General features: G+C 68.1%; 18 protein-coding genes. 11 read left to right on the forward strand and 7 right to left on the reverse strand.

The annotated features are described in order from the left end of the window. Positions 1–24: 24 nt before the first annotated feature. The 3 genes from JNK84_RS06975 to JNK84_RS06985 all read right to left on the reverse strand — a co-directional run bounded on the left by JNK84_RS06975 (position 25) and on the right by JNK84_RS06985 (position 2,096). Positions 25–780 (reverse strand): hypothetical protein, encoded by a 756-nt coding sequence (locus JNK84_RS06975; RefSeq protein ID WP_293422004.1) that lies wholly within the window; start codon positions 778–780, stop codon positions 25–27. A 100-nt stretch (positions 781–880) separates the two neighbouring features. Continuing rightward, entirely contained in the window at positions 881–1,654 is a 774-nt protein-coding gene (locus JNK84_RS06980; protein ID WP_293422006.1) for a ferredoxin--NADP reductase, read from the reverse strand. A gap of 277 nt (positions 1,655–1,931) precedes the next feature. Then, a complete protein-coding gene (locus tag JNK84_RS06985; RefSeq protein ID WP_293422008.1) occupies positions 1,932–2,096 on the reverse strand; it encodes a Flp family type IVb pilin in 165 nt (54 codons plus the stop codon). A gap of 239 nt (positions 2,097–2,335) precedes the next feature. Between JNK84_RS06985 and JNK84_RS06990 the strand changes: the two genes are divergently transcribed. Then, positions 2,336–3,259, forward strand: a complete 924-nt coding sequence (locus tag JNK84_RS06990) for a sugar kinase (RefSeq protein WP_293422012.1) — start codon at positions 2,336–2,338, stop codon at positions 3,257–3,259. Between the two features lie 46 nt (positions 3,260–3,305). Here JNK84_RS06990 and JNK84_RS06995 read toward each other — a convergent pair whose 3' ends face one another. Beyond that, entirely contained in the window at positions 3,306–4,295 is a 990-nt protein-coding gene (locus JNK84_RS06995; protein WP_293422015.1) for a Bug family tripartite tricarboxylate transporter substrate binding protein, read from the reverse strand. Positions 4,296–4,459: 164 nt separating this feature from the next. On the opposite strand from JNK84_RS06995, the gene JNK84_RS07000 reads away from it, so the two are divergent. Together JNK84_RS07000 and JNK84_RS07005 are read left to right on the forward strand one after the other, a co-directional pair. Next, positions 4,460–5,269: an aspartate dehydrogenase gene (locus JNK84_RS07000; protein WP_293422018.1), complete on the forward strand. Its 810-nt coding sequence runs from the start codon at positions 4,460–4,462 to the stop codon at positions 5,267–5,269. 165 nt (positions 5,270–5,434) lie between these two features. Continuing rightward, complete coding sequence (locus tag JNK84_RS07005; RefSeq protein WP_293422021.1) at positions 5,435–6,406, forward strand: Bug family tripartite tricarboxylate transporter substrate binding protein; 972 nt, start codon at positions 5,435–5,437, stop codon at positions 6,404–6,406. Positions 6,407–6,462: 56 nt separating this feature from the next. On the opposite strand, the gene JNK84_RS07010 is transcribed toward JNK84_RS07005, so the two are convergent. Next, entirely contained in the window at positions 6,463–9,387 is a 2,925-nt protein-coding gene (locus JNK84_RS07010; RefSeq protein WP_293422024.1) for an FAD-binding and (Fe-S)-binding domain-containing protein, read from the reverse strand. A 316-nt stretch (positions 9,388–9,703) separates the two neighbouring features. On the opposite strand from JNK84_RS07010, the gene JNK84_RS07015 reads away from it, so the two are divergent. The 4 genes from JNK84_RS07015 to JNK84_RS07030 all read left to right on the forward strand — a co-directional run bounded on the left by JNK84_RS07015 (position 9,704) and on the right by JNK84_RS07030 (position 14,174). Beyond that, complete coding sequence (locus JNK84_RS07015; protein WP_293422027.1) at positions 9,704–10,906, forward strand: pyridoxal-phosphate-dependent aminotransferase family protein; 1,203 nt, start codon at positions 9,704–9,706, stop codon at positions 10,904–10,906. A gap of 1 nt (position 10,907) precedes the next feature. Beyond that, a complete protein-coding gene (locus JNK84_RS07020) occupies positions 10,908–11,588 on the forward strand; it encodes a GntR family transcriptional regulator (protein ID WP_293422030.1) in 681 nt (226 codons plus the stop codon). Between the two features lie 84 nt (positions 11,589–11,672). Then, positions 11,673–12,680: an LLM class flavin-dependent oxidoreductase gene (locus JNK84_RS07025; protein ID WP_293422033.1), complete on the forward strand. Its 1,008-nt coding sequence runs from the start codon at positions 11,673–11,675 to the stop codon at positions 12,678–12,680. Positions 12,681–12,752: 72 nt separating this feature from the next. Further along, positions 12,753–14,174 carry a protein adenylyltransferase SelO family protein gene (locus JNK84_RS07030; protein WP_293422036.1) on the forward strand — a complete coding sequence of 474 codons (1,422 nt, stop codon included), beginning with the start codon at positions 12,753–12,755 and terminating at the stop codon, positions 14,172–14,174. On the opposite strand, the gene JNK84_RS07035 is transcribed toward JNK84_RS07030, so the two are convergent. Next, a complete protein-coding gene (locus tag JNK84_RS07035) occupies positions 14,164–14,763 on the reverse strand; it encodes a biotin transporter BioY (RefSeq protein WP_293422039.1) in 600 nt (199 codons plus the stop codon). The genes JNK84_RS07030 and JNK84_RS07035 overlap by 11 nt on opposite strands. 134 nt (positions 14,764–14,897) lie before the next feature. Between JNK84_RS07035 and JNK84_RS07040 the strand changes: the two genes are divergently transcribed. Next, positions 14,898–15,809, forward strand: a complete 912-nt coding sequence (locus tag JNK84_RS07040) for an MBL fold metallo-hydrolase (RefSeq protein ID WP_293422042.1) — start codon at positions 14,898–14,900, stop codon at positions 15,807–15,809. Between the two features lie 156 nt (positions 15,810–15,965). Here the strand turns inward: JNK84_RS07040 and JNK84_RS07045 are convergent, their stop codons facing one another. Beyond that, positions 15,966–16,442 carry an Lrp/AsnC family transcriptional regulator gene (locus JNK84_RS07045; protein ID WP_293422045.1) on the reverse strand — a complete coding sequence of 159 codons (477 nt, stop codon included), beginning with the start codon at positions 16,440–16,442 and terminating at the stop codon, positions 15,966–15,968. Positions 16,443–16,574: 132 nt separating this feature from the next. On the opposite strand from JNK84_RS07045, the gene JNK84_RS07050 reads away from it, so the two are divergent. The 3 genes from JNK84_RS07050 (at position 16,575) to JNK84_RS07060 (ending at position 19,334) form a co-directional block, all read left to right on the forward strand. Continuing rightward, positions 16,575–16,832, forward strand: a complete 258-nt coding sequence (locus tag JNK84_RS07050; protein WP_293422048.1) for a DUF6356 family protein — start codon at positions 16,575–16,577, stop codon at positions 16,830–16,832. A 53-nt stretch (positions 16,833–16,885) separates the two neighbouring features. Next, positions 16,886–17,893 carry an asparaginase gene (locus tag JNK84_RS07055; RefSeq protein ID WP_293422051.1) on the forward strand — a complete coding sequence of 336 codons (1,008 nt, stop codon included), beginning with the start codon at positions 16,886–16,888 and terminating at the stop codon, positions 17,891–17,893. A 214-nt stretch (positions 17,894–18,107) separates the two neighbouring features. Beyond that, positions 18,108–19,334, forward strand: coding sequence for an ABC transporter substrate-binding protein (locus tag JNK84_RS07060; RefSeq protein WP_293422053.1), 1,227 nt, complete (start codon positions 18,108–18,110; stop codon positions 19,332–19,334).

A 19,334-nucleotide genomic window follows, 5' to 3' on the forward strand; every position in this document is an offset into this window, starting at 1 on the left:
TTCGGCCCCTCGCGGAACCGAGGTTCAGCGCAGCACGCGCCGGTCGATGCGGAAGCGCATCTCGACCGTCTCGTCACGTCTGTCCTCCGCGCCCGGGACCGCCCGGTCGGCGGCGAGCCACTGGGTGAAATCGGCGGTGGACGGCGGGTCCGACGGCAGGTTCAGGCTGAAGCGGATTTCCGGCTTGCCGCGCCGCTGGAGGCGCACCCAGTCGACCGGCATCAGGCTCGACATCGGGAAACTGCCGTGCACCACGTCGCGCCCGCCGGCATCCTTGGCGACCTTCATGCCCGAGGCGTCCCGGCCCTCGGCGCGCGAGTGAATCGACAGGGCCGTGCCGTCCTCGCCGAGCGGCGTGCCGGTTCCGGACGAGACGCGGACCTCGACCAGCAGAAGCGGCGTCAACGGCGGCGGCGTCGTGGTGGCCGAGAAGGCAAAGGCGTGAAAGGCAAAGCCGCCGAGGCCGGCCCATGCGGCAATGGCCAGCGATGCGTGCAGGCCGGTGCGCCTCGGCCGGCGGGCGCGCAGGATCGGCCACAGCGCCGCGGCAAGACCGGTGGGCGCGCCGATCAGCGCAGCGGTGACGACGAAGGACGCGCGGTCCCGGACCTGGCCGAGATCGAGGCCATCCGCGAGCATCGCGGCGGCCGAACCGCCGAGCACGGCGCCGAGCAGCGCCCCTCCGAGAGCGCCGGTCGCCATCAGCACGAGGAACAGGCCGCCGGCGACGGCCTTCGGGGCCATGCCTGCGGCAATTGTGGGCTCGTTCAGGGCGCTCATGGCTCCGGACGCGGTTCGACGGGACGCCGCAATGCGGCACGTCCCGTGGGTCGCGGTTCGGAGCGGAAAGGTTCAGGCGGGGCCGTTCATGCCCCGCGGCTCACTTCTCGACGAAGGCCTTCTCGACGACGAAATGGCCGGGCTTGGAGATCGCGCCTTCCTCGAAGCCGTGCTCCTCCAGCATCTCCACCATGTCCTTCAGGAAGGCCGGCGAGCCGCAGATCATCACCCGGTCGTTGTCCTTGTCGAGCGGGGCGAGGCCAAGATCGGCCTGCAGCTTGCCGGAGGCGAGCAGGCTGGTGATCCGGCCGTTGTGGATATAGGGCTCGCGCGTCACGGTCGGATAGTATTTCAGCTTTTCGCGGACCAGTTCGCCGATCAGCTCGTCGTTCGGCAGCGCCTCGGCAATGAAGTCGCCATAGGCCTGCTCGTTGATGAACCGGGTGCCATGGATCAGCACCACCGTATCGAAGCGCTCATAGACGTCGGGGTCCTTGACGACGCTCATGAACGGCGCGAGGCCGGTGCCGGTGCCGCAGAGATAGAGCGTCTTGCCGGGCACCAGCGCGTCCTGGACCAGCGTGCCGACCGGCTTGCGGCCGACCAGCACATTGTCTCCGACCTTGATGTTCTGGAGGCGCGAGGTCAGCGGACCGTTCTGAACCTTGATCGAGAAGAATTCGAGGTTCTCCTCGTAGTTCGACGAAACCATGGAATAGGCGCGCAGGAGCGGGCGGCCCTCCACCTCCATGCCAATCATCGTGAACTGGCCATTGACGAAGCGGAACGAGGGATCGCGGGTCGTCTTAAAGGAAAACAGACGGTCCGTGTAGTGACGGACCTCGAGAACGCGCTCGGTATTCAGGTTGGACATTGCGACCCTCAGGGGAAGGAATGCGCTGCGCCGAAGTTCATTCGTATACGAATGATACTGCATTGCAGGATTGTGACAAGGGATATCACGCAGGGCGCAGCGAAGAAGACGGTATTTTTGGCCCGGCCATAGTTTGGCAGGCGGATGACGCCCGGGAACGCCGGCAGAGAGAATCAATCCATGAAATGGGGACGGCGCGAAGAAATCGATTTCCGGCCAACTGATGGGAATGGGCTTGCGGGGACGCTCCTGCACCCCCGCCGAAACCCATCCAGCTTCACTTCTTGAAGTTGGTGTTGACCTTGTTGAAGGCGCTGAGCGTGTTCGAGCCCATCGTGTTGACAGCAACGATCACGACGGCGGCAATGCCGGCGGCGATCAGGCCGTACTCGATGGCGGTGGCGCCCGAATTGTCCTTGGCGAAGCGAGCGATAAGCGTCAAGGCGGTCCCCTTTGCTGGTTGGCCGATGGACTTCACGTAACGGCAGGCTCCGCTAAATCCGGTTAAGCGGAGGTCCGAAACTGCGGAAGATTTTTGGAAAATCGGCACGGTAGTTAAGGAGAGATGACGTGCCACGGCAACCCGTTACCGGTGCTTGCTCTGGGCGCGCGCGCCCCTATTCTGCGGCGCGATCGGTCCCTGGCGGCCGATCCTCCTGCCTCGCGACCCGGCTCGTGCTCATGCCCCCTGACATCCTCTGCTTCGGCGAACCGCTCGGCGAGTTCAACCAGACCCGGCCAGGCGAGCCGAGCTACCTGTTCGGCTTCGGCGGCGACACGTCGAACTGCGCGATTGCCGCCGCGCGGTCCGGCGCCAGCGTCGGGGTGATCGGGGCTGTCGGCGACGACACGTTCGGCCGCGACTTCTTCCGGCTCTGGCAGGCCGAGGGCATCGACATATCGGCCATGCGGATGGTCGAGGGCCGGCAGACCGGCCTTTACTTCGTCACCCACGGGCCGGACGGCCACGAATTCAGCTACCGCCGCGCAGGCTCGGCGGCGGCGCTGGTTCAGCCGGAGGACGTGCCCCTCGACGCGATCCGGCGGGCGAAGGTGCTGCACGTCTCGGGCATTTCGCAGGCGATCTCGCCGAACGCGAGCGATGCGGTGCTTGCCGCGATCCGGGCGGCGAAGGCGGCCGGCGTCACGGTCTCCTACGACACCAACCTGCGCCTCCGGCTCTGGCCCATCGAGCGGGCGCGCGAGGTCACCAATGCCGCGATGCGCGAGGCCGACATCGCCCTGCCCGGCCTCGACGACGCCCGTCAGCTCACCGGCCGCGACACGCCGGACGCCATTGCCGACTTCTATCTCGAAGGCGGATCGAGGATCGTCGCGCTGACCCTCGGCAAGGAAGGCGCGCTGATCGCGACGCCGGACGCGCGGCGCATCGTGCCGTCGATCACGGTGGCCGCCGTCGATGCGACGGGTGCCGGCGACTGTTTCGACGGGGCCTTCCTCGCGGAGTGGCTAAGGACGGGCGATCCGTTCCGCGCCGGGCGCTATGCCTGCGCCGCCGCCGCGTTCTCCACCACCGGCTACGGCGCGGTGGCTCCGCTGCCGCGGCGTGAGGCCGTGCTCGCGGCCATGGAAAAGGCGGGCTGACCCACGGGGCCGCCGCCTCTCCCGACTTGCGAAAGCCGCCCTTGGCTTACTGGCTGACGCCGCTGGCGCGGATCGGACCGGCCCATTTGGCGATCTCGCTGCGGACGAGATTGCCGAGATAGGCCGGGCCGCGACGGTCCGGGGTCGCCATGATCGCGCCGAGCCCTTCGAGCCGCTGCTTGACGGCCGGGTCGTCCATCGCCTCGACGGTGGCGGCGCGCAGGCGCTCGACGATGGCGGGCGGCGTGTCTTTGTGGAAGAAGAAGGCGTTCCAGGTATAGGCCTCGAAGCCCTGCAGGCCCTGTTCCTGCGCCGTCTGCAGGTTGGGGAACACGGTCGAGCGGGCGGCCGTCAGGGTCGCCAGCGCCTTCACGGCATTGCCCTGGATATGCGGCATGGCGGTCGAGGAAATCTCGCACATGTAGTCGACGCGGCCGCCGATCAGATCCTGGATCGCGGGAGCCGAGCCACGATAGGGCACGTGGGTCACGTCGTTCGTGCCGATCACCGAGTTGAGGTAGAGGCAGCCGAGATGCACCGCCGAGCCGGCGCCGGCCGAGGCGAACTGCAGCTTGGCCTGGTTCGCCTTCACATAGGCGATGAACTCCTGGAGATTGGTCGCCGGGAAGTCCTTGCGGGTGATCAGGATCAGCGGCACCTCGGCGATCAGCGTCACCGGCGCGAAGTCGGTGGCGGCGTTGTAGAGCGGCTCCTTGTAGAGCGTCTGGTTCACCGCATGGGTGCCGACCGTACCCAGCACGAAGGAATAGCCGTCAGCCGCGCCGCGCGAGACGCGGGCCGTGCCGGTCATGCCGCCGGCGCCGCCGACATTCTCCACCACCACCTGCTGACCGAGGATCTGCGACATCCGCTCGGCCATGATACGGCCGAGCACATCGGTCGGGCCACCGGCGGCGAAGGGGATGATCATGGTCACGGGGCGGGTCGGCCAGGCCTGCGCGGAGACGGCTGCGGGCGCGAGGACAGAGAAGGCTGCGGCTGCGAGCGCAGCCATCGTGCGACGGGTGAAAGACATCAAAACTGATCTCCTGACTTCATGTCGAACACTGATTTCAATGTGATATTGAGCTTTAGCGACGCTTTAGGCGGACAGTCGTAACGGCATGGCCGCCATGAAGGCAAGGGGTGGCGGCGCGGCGGATCGGCGCTAGAACTCAGCTCCCCGCCATGGAGTTCCGCATGACCCCCACCCGTATCGCCATTGCCGGCCTCGGCGCCATCGGCAAGGCTCTCGCCACGCGCATTGCCGCCGGATCGATCCCCGGAACCACGCTTGCCTGCGTCGCCGCGCGCGATGCGGCCAAGGCGCGCGCCTGGCTGGACGAAGCCGGTATCAGCGCGCCGGTGGTGGCGCTCGACGCCTTCCCCCACCATGCCGATCTCGCGGTGGAATGCGCCCCGGCGGCGATCATCGAGGAGATCTGCGGGCCGATGCTCAAGGCGGGCAAGAAGGTGATGGTGCTGTCCTGCGGCGCGCTGCTGCCGCGCCCGCAGATCCTCGAACTCGCCAAGGCCCATGGCGGCCAGATCATCGTGCCGACGGGCGCGCTGCTCGGCCTCGACGCCGTGACCGCGGCCGCCGAGGGCACGATCCATTCGGTGCGCATGACCACCCGCAAGCCGCCAAGGGGTCTCGTCGGCGCGCCCTATCTCGCCGAGAAGGGCCTCGACATGGACAAGATCACCGAGCCGACGCTGATCTTCTCCGGCACGGCGCGCGAGGCGGCCAGGGGCTTCCCCGCGAACGTCAACGTCGCCGCCGCGCTGTCGCTCGCCGGCATCGGCCCGGACCGCACGACCATCGATATCTGGGCGGACCCGGGCGTGACCCGCAACTGCCACTCGATCGAGGTGGATGCCGACTCGGCCAAGCTGACGCTCGCCATCGAGAACATCCCGTCCGAGAACCCCAAGACCGGCCGCATCACCGCGCTGTCGGTGATCGCCGCGCTGCGCAAGCTGAACGCGCCGCTGCGTGTCGGCACCTGAGGAACGGCCGCGAGCCGCCGGCAAGGCCGCACGCCGGCCTTGCCGGGCCACGCCTTGAAACCCCGGATCGACGCGCTAGTCTTCCTGCAACCGGCACAGCAAGCCGGACCAGCAGCGGCAGATGCCAACAAGGCCGCGTCGAGGACACGGATCCGGGGAACCCCAATGCGCTCATTCATCGCGGCCGGTGCGGCCGCATTGTCCATGCTGCTGTCCGGCGCGCCTGCCGACGCGCAGACCTGGCCGCAGCGGCCGATCACCTTCATGGTGCCCTTCGCGGCCGGCGGCGGCACCGACGCCTTCGCAAGGCCTCTCGCCGCCGAGCTCGAAAAGCGCCTCGGGCAGGGCATCGTCATCGAGAACCGCGCCGGTGCCGGCGGCACGGCGGGCGCGCTGGTCGCCTCGCGGCAGACGCCCGACGGCTACTATTTCTTCGTCGGCGCGGCGCACCACACCATCGCGCCGTCGCTCTATCCGCGGCTCGACTACAATATCGAGACCGACTTCATCCCGGTCGCGATCATCGCCCAGCCGCCGCAGATCATCGTGGTCAATCCGCGCCGCGTGCCCGCGCGCACGCTGGCCGAGTTGATCGCCCTCGCCAAGTCCAAGCCGGACAGTCTCGTCTACGGCTCGGCCGGCATCGGCACGACCCACCACCTCTCGGCCGAGCTGTTCAAGCTTCTGACCGGCACGCAGATCCGCCACGTGCCCTATCGCGGAGCGGGACCGGCCATGGCCGACCTCGTCGCCGCACAGGTGGACATGGTGTTCGACGGCCTCGGCACCTCGGCCCCGCAGATCCAGGGCGGCCAGATCCACGGCATCGCGCTCGCGGCGCCGCAGCGCAACCCGGCCATCCCCAACGTGCCGACGACGGGCGAGGCCGGCCTTCAGAATTTCGAGGTGTCGACCTGGTACGCCGTCTTCGCGATCAAGGGCACGCCGCAGCCGATCGTCGACCGCATGCGTCAGGAGATCCGGGCCGTGCTCGGCCTGCAGAACATCCGCGAGGCCTGGGCGCGCAATGGCTCGGACATCCCGACCGTCGAGGGCGAGGCCTTCGGCCGCTTCGTTTCCTCCGAGGTGCAGCGCTGGCGCAAGGTGGTGACCGACGCCAATATCAAGCTGGAGTGACCGGGCACGCCGGTCCTGCCGATCACGAAGGCCCGCCTCGCCCGGCGGGCCTTTTTCTATCGGCCCGCGGCATCGAGGCTCATGGCCAGAACCCGCGCGACATGGATCGCCTCGCGCCCCGCCCCGTCGGCGATCTGGTGGCGGCAGGAGGTGCCGTCAGCGACGATGATGGCATCGTCCGGCGCCTTGCGGACAGCCGGCAACAGCGACAGTTCGGCCATGGCGAGAGAGGTGTCGATCGTGTCGGCGTGATAGCCGAAGGCGCCGGCCATGCCACAGCACGAACTCTCCACCGTCTGAACCTCCAGCCCGGGAACGAGGCGCAGCGTGCCCTCGACCGCGCCCATGGCACCGAAGGCCTTCTGGTGGCAGTGGCCGTGCAGCAGGGCCTTCACCTTCATCTCGCCGAGCGGCAGCGACAGGCGGCCGGCCCTGGCCTCGGCGGCGACGAATTCCTCGAACAGGACCGCAGCCTTGCCGACCGCCGTTGCCTCCGGCGTGCGCAGCAGGGCGGGTATCTCGTCGCGGAACGAGAAGAGGCAGGACGGCTCCAGCCCGACGATCGGCACGCCGCGCGCCGCGAAGGGGTGCAGCGCCTCGACCGAGCGCTCAGCCTCCCGGCGCGCCTCGGCGATCATGCCGGTGGAGAGATAGGTGCGCCCGCAGCACAGTCCCCGGCGGCCGCCATCCGCAGCCCTGACGTGGTGGACGCGACAACCGGCCGCGACGAGAACACGAACAGCCGCCTCCAGCGTTTCCCGCTCGAAGGCGCGATTGAATGTATCGGCGAACAGCACCACCTCGCGGCCGCCCTCCGGCCCCTCCGCGGCGGGAGGCGCGAAGACATCGGAACGCCATTTCGGCAACGAGCGCCGCGCCGAGAAGCGCGCCAGCTTTTCCGACAGCGCCGCAAGGCCCGGCACGCGGTCGCGCAGGTTCATCAGCCACGGCGCTTTCGCGGCGAGACCGGCATAGCGCGGCAGGTGGGCGACGAGGCGGGCATGCAGGTCGGTCCCGAAGCGCTGCACGCGCTGCGCGGTGACCTCGATCTTCATGCGCGCCATGTCGACGCCGGTCGGGCATTCGCGCTTGCAGGCCTTGCAGGAGACGCAGAGGGACAGGCTCTCGGCCATGGCGTCTGACGTCAGCGCATCCGGGCCGAGCTGGCCGGTCATGGCGAGGCGCAGCGTATTGGCCCTGCCTCTCGTCACATGCTGCTCGTCGCGTGTCACCCGGTAGCTTGGGCACATGGCGCCGCCATCGAGCTTTCGGCAGGTGCCGTTGTTGTTGCACATCTCGATGGCGCCGAGAAAACCCTTGGAGGCGCCGGGGTATTCGGACCAGTCGAGCGCGGGCGCAATCTCGATGCCGCGATAGTCCGGCGGGTAGCGGAACAGGGTCCGGTCATCCATTCTCGGCGCGCGGGTGATCTTGCCCGGATTGAACAGTCCCTGCGGGTCGAAGCGGTCCTTCACCTCCTCGAAGGCGCGGACGAGCCGCTCCCCGAACATCTCGCCGTGGAACTCCGAGCGGACGATGCCGTCGCCATGCTCGCCGGAATGCGAGCCCTTGTACTTGCGGACGAGCGCGAACGCCTGCTCCGCCATGGAGCGCATGCGCCTGGCATCGACATCCAGCTTCATGTTGAGCACGGGGCGCACATGCAGGCAGCCGACGGAGGCATGCGCATACCAGGTGCCCTCCGTCCTGTGGGCACGGAAGATCTCGGTCAGCCCGGCGGTATAGGCGGCGAGGTCCTTCAGCGGCACCGCGCAGTCCTCGACGAAGGAGACCGGCTTTCCCGCCTCCTTCATCGACATCATGATGTTGAGGCCGGACGAGCGCATCTCGGTGACCGCTGCCTGCCAGGCGGGTTCGACCACCGGCACGACGCCGCCGAAATGCGCGCCGGCGCGATCCCAACCAAAGCCGAGATCGCCCATCAGGGCTTCGAGCTCCTTCAGCTTCTGGAGGTTCTCCGCCTCGCTCTCCTCGGCGAATTCCACCACAAGCAGGGCATCGGGGTCGCCGCGCACCACGCGCTCGATGGTCGGGCGGAACATGGCGATGTCGCGGGCAAGGCCGATCATGGTGCGGTCCACGAGTTCGACCGCGATGGGTTTCAGCGTGACGAGATGCTGGGCGGCGTTCATCGCTTCATGGAACGCGCCGAAATGGCAGATGCCGAAGACCTTCGGACCGATGAGCGGCCAGAGCTTCAGGTCCACCGCCGTCGTGAAGGCGAGCGTACCCTCGGAGCCTACGAGGATATGCGCCATGTTGTTGGCGGCCCCCTTCGGCACGAGCGCGTCGAGGTTGTAGCCGCCGACCCGGCGCTGGACCTTCGGGAAGCGCGCCTCGACCTCGGCAACCTCGCGCTCGCCGAGGGTGAGAAGGTCGCGGGTGAGCAGGTCGGCGTCGTTGCGCAGGGCATCCGCACGAGACACCTCGCCGAACCAGCGGCGGGAGCCGTCGGCCAGCGCCGCCTCCACCTGAAAGACGTTGTCGCGCATCGTGCCGTAGCGCAGCGATCGGCCGCCGCAGGAATTGTTGGCGGTCATGCCGCCGATGGTGGCGCGCGACGCCGTGGAGACGTCCACGGGGAACCAGAGCCCGTGTTTCCTGAGCTGGCGGTTGAGGTCGTCGAGGACGATGCCGGGCTCCACGCGCGCGCGCCGGCCCGCGACGTCGAGGTCAAGGATGCGGTTGAGGCGCTTCGAGCAGTCGACCACCAGCGAGGTATTGACGGTCTGCCCGCATTGCGAAGTGCCACCGCCGCGCGGCAGGACGGTGACGCCCTCCTCGCGCGCCAGCGCCACGGCCCTGATCGCATCGTCCATCGTCTCAGGCACGACCGCGCCTACCGGCATGATCTGGTAGATCGACGCGTCGGTGGCATAGCGCCCGCGCGCGAAGATGTCGAAGAGAACGTCCCCCTTCACCTCGGACGCGAGGCGGCGTTGAAGGGTGGTGTCGGGCATCAGTACGACTCCTGCACAGGCGCGGAACCGCAAGCCAAAGCGCCGTCAAAAGCACTGCGCTCACCTCTCCCCGGCGGGGAGGGGTCGGCCGAGGGCCGGGAGATGGGGCGCAGCTCTTTGAAGCAAGCACTCCCCCCCTCTCCCGCTCCTCGGCCAGCGCCTCGGATCGACCTCTCCCCGCCGGGGAGAGATGAGCGGCGAGGCTCGGTCGCCCTGATTGTGTCAGTCATTGGCGCCCCTCCATCTTGCGATTACTCTTGACTTGAATTTTGCATTCATTATTCATTTTGACAAGAGACGCCTGCCGGAGATCGCCATGACCGCCAACGCCCCCCGCACTGCCGGCCGGCACTTCCTCCAGATCCCCGGCCCCTCGCCCGTGCCGGAGCGCATCCTGCGCGCCATCGCCATGCAGACCATCGACCATCGCGGCCCGGATTTCGGCAAACTGGGCCTGCGCGTCCTCGACGGCATGCGCTCGATCTTCAAGACCCAAGGGCATGTCGTGATCTATCCGGCGTCGGGCACCGGAGCGTGGGAGGCGGCGCTGGCCAACACGCTCTCGCCCGGCGACAAGGTGCTGATGGTCGAGACCGGCCATTTCGCGACGCTCTGGAAGACCATGGCCGGCAAGCTCGGCATCGAGCCGGTCTTCCTTTCCTCCGACTGGCGGGCGGGCGCCGATCCCGTCGCCATCGAGGCGGCGCTGCGCGCGGACAAGGGCCATGCGTTCAAGGCGGTCTGCGTCGTCCACAACGAGACCTCGACCGGGGCGACCTCGCGCATCGACGAGGTCCGCAAGGCCATCGACGCGGCCGGCCACCCCGCCCTGCTGATGGTCGACACGATCTCCTCGCTCGCCTCCGCCGACTACCGCCACGACGAATGGGGCGTCGACGTCACGGTGGCCGGCTCGCAGAAGGGCCTGATGCTGCCGCCTGGCCTGTCGTTCAACGCGGTGTCGGATAAGGCGCTGGCGGTGTCGAAGCAGGCGAAGTTGCCCAAGAGCTTCTGGGGCTGGGACGAGATGATCGCCTCGGGCAAGTCCGGCTATTTCCCCTATACGCCCGCGACCAACCTGCTTTACGGCCTCGATGAGGCGATCAAGATGCTGCACGAGGAAGGCCTCGACAACGTCTTCGCCCGCCACACCCGCCACGGCGAGGCGACGCGCCGGGCGGTGGCCGCCTGGGGCCTCGAGAATCTCTGCACCAATCCGCGGCACTTCTCGCCGGTGCTGACGGCCGTGGTCATGCCCGAGGGCCATGACGCCGACCGTCTGCGCGGCATCATCCTCGACGCCTTCGACATGTCGCTCGGCACGGGCCTGTCGAAGGTCGCCAGGAAGGTGTTCCGCATCGGCCATCTCGGCGACATCAACGACCTGACCCTGGTCGGCACCCTCGCGGGCGTCGAAATGGGCCTTGGCCTCGCCGGCGTGCCGCACGAGGCGGGCGGCGTGGCCGCCGCCATGGCCCATCTGGCGGAAACGAAGAAGGAGGCGGCGAAGGCCGCGTGATATGAACGAGCACCCGCTCATCGCCCGCCGTTCTCTCGCAACGGAGCTGACCAGCCGCCTGCGCGACATGATCGTCGAGGGCACGCTGAAGGCGGGCGACAAGATCTCCGAACCGGACCTCTGCGCGCTGTTCGGCGTTTCGCGCACGCCGCTTCGCGAATCGCTCAAGGTGCTGGCTGCGGAAGGGCTGGTCGAACTCACCCCCAATCGTGGCGCGAAAGTCGCGCGCATCGCGCCCGAGGCGGTCGAGGAACTGTTCCCGATCATGGGCATGCTGGAGGCGCTGGCCGGGGAACTCGCCTGCGCCAGGCTGACGGCAGCCGATCTCGCGCGGCTCGAAACCATGCATGCCGAGATGGCCGGGCACTGGCGGCGCGGCGAGTGGGTGCCCTATTCGCGGCTCAACCGGGCGATCCACGAGGAAATCTTCCGCATCGCCGGCAATGCCACGCTCGCCGGCCTCTACCAGAGCCTGATGGTGCGCATCCATGCCGTCCGCTTCGTGGCGCGCAAGACGCCGGAACGCTGGGCCGAGGCGGTCGAGGACCACGAGCGGATGATGACGGCGCTCCGCGCGCGCGACGGCGCGGCGCTCTCCGCGCTGATGCGCGAGCATCTGAGGCACAAGGCCGATGTCGTGCACGAGGCGTTGCGACAGCTCGGCGCGCCGGAGCAGGGCTGATCCGCCCGGCGGGATATCCCTATCGGCGTCGCGCGACCTATCTTAAGGCACCCGACCACCGGCTCTTGACCCCGGATGCCCCGAATGACCGCATTCTCGATCCTCGACCTCGCCCCCGTGCCCGAAGGCAAGACCCCGGGCGACGCCCTGCGCAACACGATCGACCTCGCCAGACACGCGGACCGGCTCGGCTTCAACCGCTACTGGCTCGCCGAGCACCACAACATGACCGGCATCGCCAGCGCCGCGACCTCGGTGGTCATCGGGCAGGTCGCGGCGGCGACCAGCCGCATCCGCGTCGGCGCCGGCGGCATCATGCTGCCGAACCACGCGCCGATGGTGATCGCCGAGCAGTTCGGCACGCTGGAGAGCCTGTTTCCCGGCCGCATCGACCTCGGCCTCGGCCGAGCGCCGGGCACCGACCAGCGCACCATGCGGGCGCTGCGGATCGACCCGATGGAAGCCGACAATTTCCCGCAGGACGTGCTGGAGCTGCAGGCGTTTCTGGCCCCGGTTCAGGAGGGGCAGGCGATCCAGGCCGTGCCGGGCGCCGGAACCGAGGTGCCGCTCTGGATTCTCGGCTCGTCGACCTTCGGCGCGCAGCTCGCCGCGATGCTCGGGCTGCCCTACGCCTTCGCCTCGCATTTCGCGCCCGACGCGCTGATGCAGGCCCTCGCCGTCTATCGCGCCAAGTTCGAGGCATCGAAACAGCTCGGCGAAAGCTACGCCATGGCCGGCTGCAACGTCTTCCTCGCGCCGACCGACGAGGAAGCACGCCACCTCTTCACCTCGGCGCAGCAGCGGGCGGCCGGCATTTTCCGCGGCGCGCGCGGCCTTCTGCCGCCGCCGATCGACGATATCGAGGCCTTCTGGAGCCCGATGGAGAAGGCGCAGGCCTCGCGCATGCTGCACTACTCCTTCGTCGGCTCGCCGGAGACGGTGAAGCGCGGACTTCAGCATTTCATCGCCAATACGCAGGTGGACGAAGTGATGGTCGCGAGCGCCATTTTCGACCACGCCAAGCGCGTGCGCTCCTATGAGATGCTGGCGGACGTGGTGAAGGATCTCGCTGCCGCGAAGGCGGTCGCGTGAACACTGGGGTTTGGTTGACTCCCTGCATCAGTGAAGGGCGTCAATCCCCCGACGCGCAGCTATAGATCGATCATGACCTATCGTCCCTCGACGGCTCACACGGAACTCGGCCCCGGCTTCTACGATGCGGTGGAGGCCGCCTGCTTCCCGCGGCACACCCCGCGCTACCGCAACCAGCGCTGGGCCGAGGCGGTGGGTCTGGGCGACCTGTCGGACGATCAATGGATCGACCATTTCGGCCGGTTCCAGCCGCTGCCGGACAACCTGCCGGGGCCGCTTGCGCTGCGCTACCACGGCCACCAGTTCCGCTCCTACAACCCGGATATCGGCGACGGGCGCGGCTTCCTGTTCGCGCAGCTGCTGGACGCTGAAAACCGCCTGCTCGATCTCGGCACCAAGGGCTCGGGTAAGACGCCCTATTCGCGCTTCGGCGACGGCCGCCTGACGCTCAAGGGCGGCGTCCGCGAGGTGCTGGCGACGGCCCTCCTGGAGGCCTTCGGTGTCTACACCTCCAAGAGCTTCTCGCTGATCGAGACGGGCGAGGCGCTCCAGCGCAACGACGAGCCCTCGCCGACCCGTGCCGCGGTACTCGTGCGCCTGTCGCACAGCCATGTCCGCTTCGGCACGTTCCAGCGCCTGCTGGCGGAGAACGATCAGGCCCCCATCGCCAGGCTCGTCGCCCACTGCGTCAAGCACTACCACCCGCAGGCGGCGCGGGGCGGCGATGTGTCGAAGGAGGCCCCCGCCCTGCTCGAAGCGGCCGCGCGCGCATCGGGCGCGATGGTCGCGGAGTGGATGGCCGCCGGTTTCGTCCACGGCGTGCTGAACACCGACAATTGCGTCATCACCGGCGAGAGCTTCGATTACGGGCCGTGGCGCTTCCTGCCGCGCTACGATCCCGGCTTCACCGCCGCCTATTTCGACCAGACCGGGCTCTATGCCTTCGGCCGCCAGCCGGGCGCCATCGCATGGAATCTCGAACGCTTCGCCGAATGCCTGACGCTGGTCGCGCCGATCGCGCCGCTGGAAGATGCGCTGCGCACCTATGCGCCGGCCTTCCACGGAGGGCTGAGGCGGGCGATCTGCGGGCGGCTCGGCGTCAGGCAGGCCGGCGAGGCGGAAGACGATGAGCTTGCCGCCGCCCTGTTCCAGTTTCTTTTGAAGTCACAGGCGCTGTTCGAGCGGACCATGTTCGACTGGCACGGCGGCACGGACCGCAAGGCCTTCGCCATGGCCGGACCGCAAGCGGAACTCTATCAGGGCGAAGCCTTCGACCGCCTGTTCACGGCGCTCGCCGCCCACGAGCCTCTGCCGGCAAATGACAGGGCCGCCGCCTATTTCCAAGGCGACGGCCCCGCGACTTTGCTGATCGAGGACGTGGAAGGGCTCTGGGCCGACATCGCCGAGCGCGACGACTGGAGCCTGTTCCAGGCGAAGCTCGACCAGATCGAGCTCGCCCGGAAGGCCTATGCCCTCACGCCGGTCAGGCCCTGAAGCGCGAAACCAGGCTCCATGCGGAGGGCATGATCGCCGCGCCGAGCGCGGTCTTGACCAGCGTGCCGAGCGCGAAGGGCCAGAGGCCCGCCGCCAGCAGCTTTGCGCCATAGCCGGTGAAGGTACCGAGCCAGAGCAGGCCCGGAACGAAGACGAAGAGGTTGGCAACGGCCATGGCGACGAGAATCTTCGGCCAGGCCTTGTCCCAGCCGCGGTCGGCGGCGGCGCCGATGATGGCGGCCATGGCGAGGAAGCCGATCAGGAAGCCGCCGGTCGGGCCCATGAAGGGAGCGACGCCGACGCTCATGCCGGCGAAGACCGGCGCGCCGAGAAGGCCGGTCAGCAGGTAGAGGCCGACGGTGGCGACGCCGAGGCGCAGGCCGTAAGCGGCGGCGACGACGGACACCGCCAGCGTCTGCAGCGTCAGCGGCACCGGCCAGAACGGCACGGAGGCCTTGGCGCCGAGCGTGATCAGGCAGACGCCCACAGCGGCGAGGATCGCCGGGCGCAGAAGGCCGGCCGAGCGGGCGGGCCAGAGAGCGGCTGCCAGAGTCGCGTCGGCGCGCGCGCCGAGGGTCGCGTGGGTCATGTCATTGTTCCTTCGGAGCTATGCCGTTGCGGCAGCTTGCAAGCAGCCGTCCGGCGTGTTCGCTTGGGTCCGGCTTAGCCGAGCCGCGGGGCCTTCCGCAAGCCGGCCGCCCTCATCGTTTCGGCAGAGGCAGAATGGCAGACGACATCCCCTTCGAGCGCGAGGACGCGGCCGTTCCCGGTCGTCCAGAACAGCTCTCGCCGCTGATCCGCCGGGTGCTCTGCGACAATCCCGGGCCGTTCACGTTCAAGGGCACGGTCACCTACATCATCGGCACGGGCCGCGTCGCCATCGTCGATCCCGGCCCCGACAATGCCGCCCATATCGCGGCGGTCCTGGAGGCGGTGAAGGGCGAGACGGTCGAGGCGATCCTCGTGACGCATACCCACCGCGACCATTCGCCGGCGACGCCCGCGATCAAGGCCGCCACCGGCGCACCTGTCTATGCCGAGGGTCCGCACCGCGCCGCGCGCGCGCTCAATCTCGGCGAGACCAATGCGCTCGACGCCTCGGGCGACCGCGATTTCGTGCCGGACGTGGCGCTGAGGGACGGCGAGGTGGTGTCGGGGACGGGCTGGACCGTGGAGGCCGTGTTCACGCCGGGCCATACCGCCAATCACATGGCTTTCGCGCTGGCCGAGGAGAACACCCTGCTCTCCGGCGACCATGTCATGGCCTGGTCGACCTCCATCGTCGCACCGCCGGACGGCTCGATGGGCGATTACATGGCATCGCTCGACAAGCTGCGCGCGCGGTCGGAAGACATCTTCTGGCCGGGCCATGGCGGCCCCGTGCGCGAGCCCGCCAGGTTCATGCGGGCGCTGGCCCATCACCGCAAGCTGCGCGAGGCCGCGATCCTCCGGCGCATCGGCCTCGGCGACACCAGTATCCCGGACATCGTGACGGCGATCTACGAGGGCCTCGATCCCAGGCTGAAGGGCGCGGCGGGCCTGTCGGTCTTCGCCCATCTCGAGGACCTCGTCACCAAGGGCCTGGTCCTGACCGATGGCGCGCCGACGCTCTCCGCCGCGTTCCGGCCGGCTTGATGCGGACGATTTTCGACTGGCGACACCGCCCCGCTCGTCATGGCCGGGCTTGTCCCGGCCATCCACAACTTGAACACGACAAGGAAAGGAATTCGTGGATAACCGGCCCAAGGCCGGGCATGACGTGGTGAGCCTGGAGCATTCTCCGGCGGCCGCTCACACGAAGTCCAGCGGCAGCGCCGTCACTTCCTTGATCTCCTCCATGACGAAGCTCGCCGAGACATCCTGCATCTCGATGCGGGCGGTGAGCTTCTTGTAGAGGCGGTCATAGGCCGCGACATTGGGCACGCGTGCGTGGAGGATGTAGTCGATCTCGCCGGCCGTCCGATAGACGCCGAGCAGTTCGGGAATGTCGTGCACCGCCTTGTGGAAGCGCTCGGCCCAGTCGGCCTCATGGCGCGCGGTGCGGACCGCGATGAACACCGTCAGTTCGAGGTTGAGCTTCACCGGGTCGGCAAGCGCCACGCGGGCGCGGATCACGCCCTCGTCCTCCAGCCGCTTCAGCCGGCGCCAGCAGGCGTTGCGCGAGAGGTTCACCCGCTCGGCGAGCTGTTCGATGGACAGCGAGGCATCCTCCTGCACGAGCCGCAGCAGGGTCTTGTCGATCGAATCAATGGAGATTGATTGGGACATTGTCCCGCAATTATAAGTTCAAGTGGAACAATTTCCACCCATATCGTCATTTCAGATTCCGCTTTGGGACATCTTCCCGGCGCGCCCGCGCTACCATGGGCCATTCACCCGGCCTTCCCGCGGAGCACCCCGATGATCGAACGCGCCAAGACCGCCATGACTGCCCACCCGCACGCGGTCGGCGAGACCTATTTCGAGCATATGGGCGCGGCGCTCCGCTATGCCGGCACGTTCGCCTTCTGCGCCTTTGCCGCCTTCGTCCATGCCTTCCTGCCGTTCCTGTTCGAGAAGACGGCCTCGACCATCGTCAAGAAGATGGTCGCCAACATGAATGCGCGCATGGACGCGCCGCAGGGACAGGTCCAGCCGGGCACGCAGGCGGCCGAGTAAGGCTTTCTCGCGCCGCGGGGACATGGTCTAAGCGGGCATTCCCGGAGCCCGCCATGTCGCTCGCCGATCCCGTTCTTGTCGAAGTCGTCCGCGGCGATGCCGTCGAATGCGTCCACCGCGGCGCGGCAGTCGTGTGCGACGCCGACGGGCGCGTCGTGTTCTCGCTCGGCGATATCGACCGCTCCATCTATCCGCGCTCCGCGATCAAGACGTTGCAGGCCCTTCCGCTGATCGAGAGCGGCGCCGCCGATCGCTATGGCTTCGGGAACAAGGAAGTGGCGCTTGCCTGCTCGTCCCATGGCGGCGAGCCGCGCCATGTCGAGACATCAGCCGGCATGCTGGCCAAAGCGGGGCTGGACGAAGCGGCGCTCGAATGCGGCGCGCACTGGCCCTCGGGCGCGGCCGCGACCCATGCGCTGGCACGATCCGGCGGCAAACCCTCCGCCCTTCACAACAACTGCTCCGGCAAGCATGCCGGCTTCCTGTGCCTCGCCTGTGCCGAGGACATCGACCCGAAGGGCTATGTCGGCATCGGCCACCGCGTGCAGCGTTTCGTCGCGGAGGCAGTCGGTGAGGTGACCGGCCACCGGCTCGACCGTGACACCGCCATCGGCACCGATGGCTGCTCCATTCCGACCTATGCGGTTCCGCTGGCAAAGCTCGCGCATGGCTTCGCCAGGCTCGCGACCGGCCACGGTGTCGGACCCGAGCGGGCGAAAGCCTTCGGGCGGTTGCGGGCGGCCTGCGCGGCAGAACCCTTCATGGTGGCGGGGTCCGGCCGCTTCTGCACCGACGTGATGTTGCTGCTCGGCGGCCGCGCCTTCGTGAAGACCGGAGCCGAGGGCGTCTTCTGCGCGGCGCTGCCCGAACAGGGCCTCGGCATCGCGCTGAAATGCGCCGACGGAGCCTCGCGCGCCAGCGAGGTGATGATGGCCGCGCTGATCGCGAAACTGCTGCCCATGGACGAGGCAGAGGCCGCCAAATTCCGCCGCTTCGTGCGGCCTACCATGAAGAACTGGAACGGAATCACAGTCGGCGAGATCCGTCCGACCTTCTCGTAAGCTCTTGCGGAAGATCGCCTTTTGACGGGCGGCGGGGCGCCCCGGAGAACCGTCATCTCCCAGTTCGCATGAATTCCAAAAAAGACTCTTGCCAGCCCGCCGGGACACGGTATCGTTCGTTTACGAATGATCTTCCGAACAAAAATTACAACGGAAGTCTCGGTCGAGGTGGAATGCGGCTCCTGCCGCAGAGTTCTCAGGGGAGAGTCCTTCAATGGCGAAGCTCAATCTGTCGCGCCGTACAGTCGTCGGGGGCCTCGCCGCCACCGGCGCCGCGCTCACTACGAGGAGCGTCTCGGCGCAGGGCGCGCCGATCCGCATCGGCGAGCTCAATTCCTACAGCCGCATGGCCGCCTTCGCGGTGCCCTATCGCAACGGCATGCAGCTGGCGATGGAGCAGATCAACGCTGCCGGCGGCATTGCCGGAATGGGCAACCGCCCGATGGAGATCGTGTTCCGCGACGACGGCTCGACGCCTGGCGATGCGGTGCGTGTCGCCGAGGAGCTGATCACCCGCGAGCGCGTCAGCTTCATCGCCGGCGCCTTCCTGTCGAATGTCGGCCTCGCGCTCGCCGACTTCGCCAACCAGCGCAAGGTGCTCTATCTCGCCACCGAGCCGCTGACCGACGCGCTCACCATGGCGAGCGGCAACCCCTATACGTTCCGCGTCCGCCCCGGCACCTACATGCAGACCAAGATGCTGGTCGAGGCATCGAAGGCCAAGGGCATCAAGCGCTGGGCGGTGGTCGCGCCAAACTACGAATATGGCCAGTCGGCCGTCGCCGCCTTCAAGCGCCTGATGGGCGAGGCGGTGCAGGGCTTCGAGGTGGTCGCCGAACAGTTCCCGGCGCTCGGCCGCGTCGATGCCGGCGCCACCGTCGGCGCGCTGGCGCAGTCGCGGCCGGACGGCATCTTCAACGTGCTGTTCGGCGCCGATCTCACGGCCTTCGTGCGTGAGGGCAATACGCGCGGCCTGTTCGAGCGCCGCACGGTCGTCAGCCTGCTGACCGGCGAGCCGGAATATCTCCTGCCTCTCGGCGACGAGACGCCGGACGGCTGGATCACCACCGGCTACCCGCCGGAGCAGGTGACCACCAACAACCACCAGGCCTTCGTCGCCGCCTACAAGGCGAAGTTCAACGACACGCCGCGCCTCGGCACGGTGCTCGGCTATGTCGTGCCGTTCATGATCCGCGACATGCTGAACAAGGCGAAATCGACCGAGACGGATGCGATGATCGCGGCCTTCAAGGACCTGACGACCGAGACGATCTGTGGTCCGGTCACCATGCGCGGCATCGACCAGCAGTCGACGCTCGGCGCCTGGGTCGGCGAGACGACGCTCAACGGCAAGCTACCGACCATGAAGAACTGGCGCTATGTCGACGGCAAGGACGTGATGTTCCCCGAGGCCGAGGTGCGCGCCGCGCGCAAGAGCTGA

Source organism: Phreatobacter sp., from assembly GCF_016793595.1.
Taxonomy (GTDB): domain Bacteria; phylum Pseudomonadota; class Alphaproteobacteria; order Rhizobiales; family Phreatobacteraceae; genus Phreatobacter.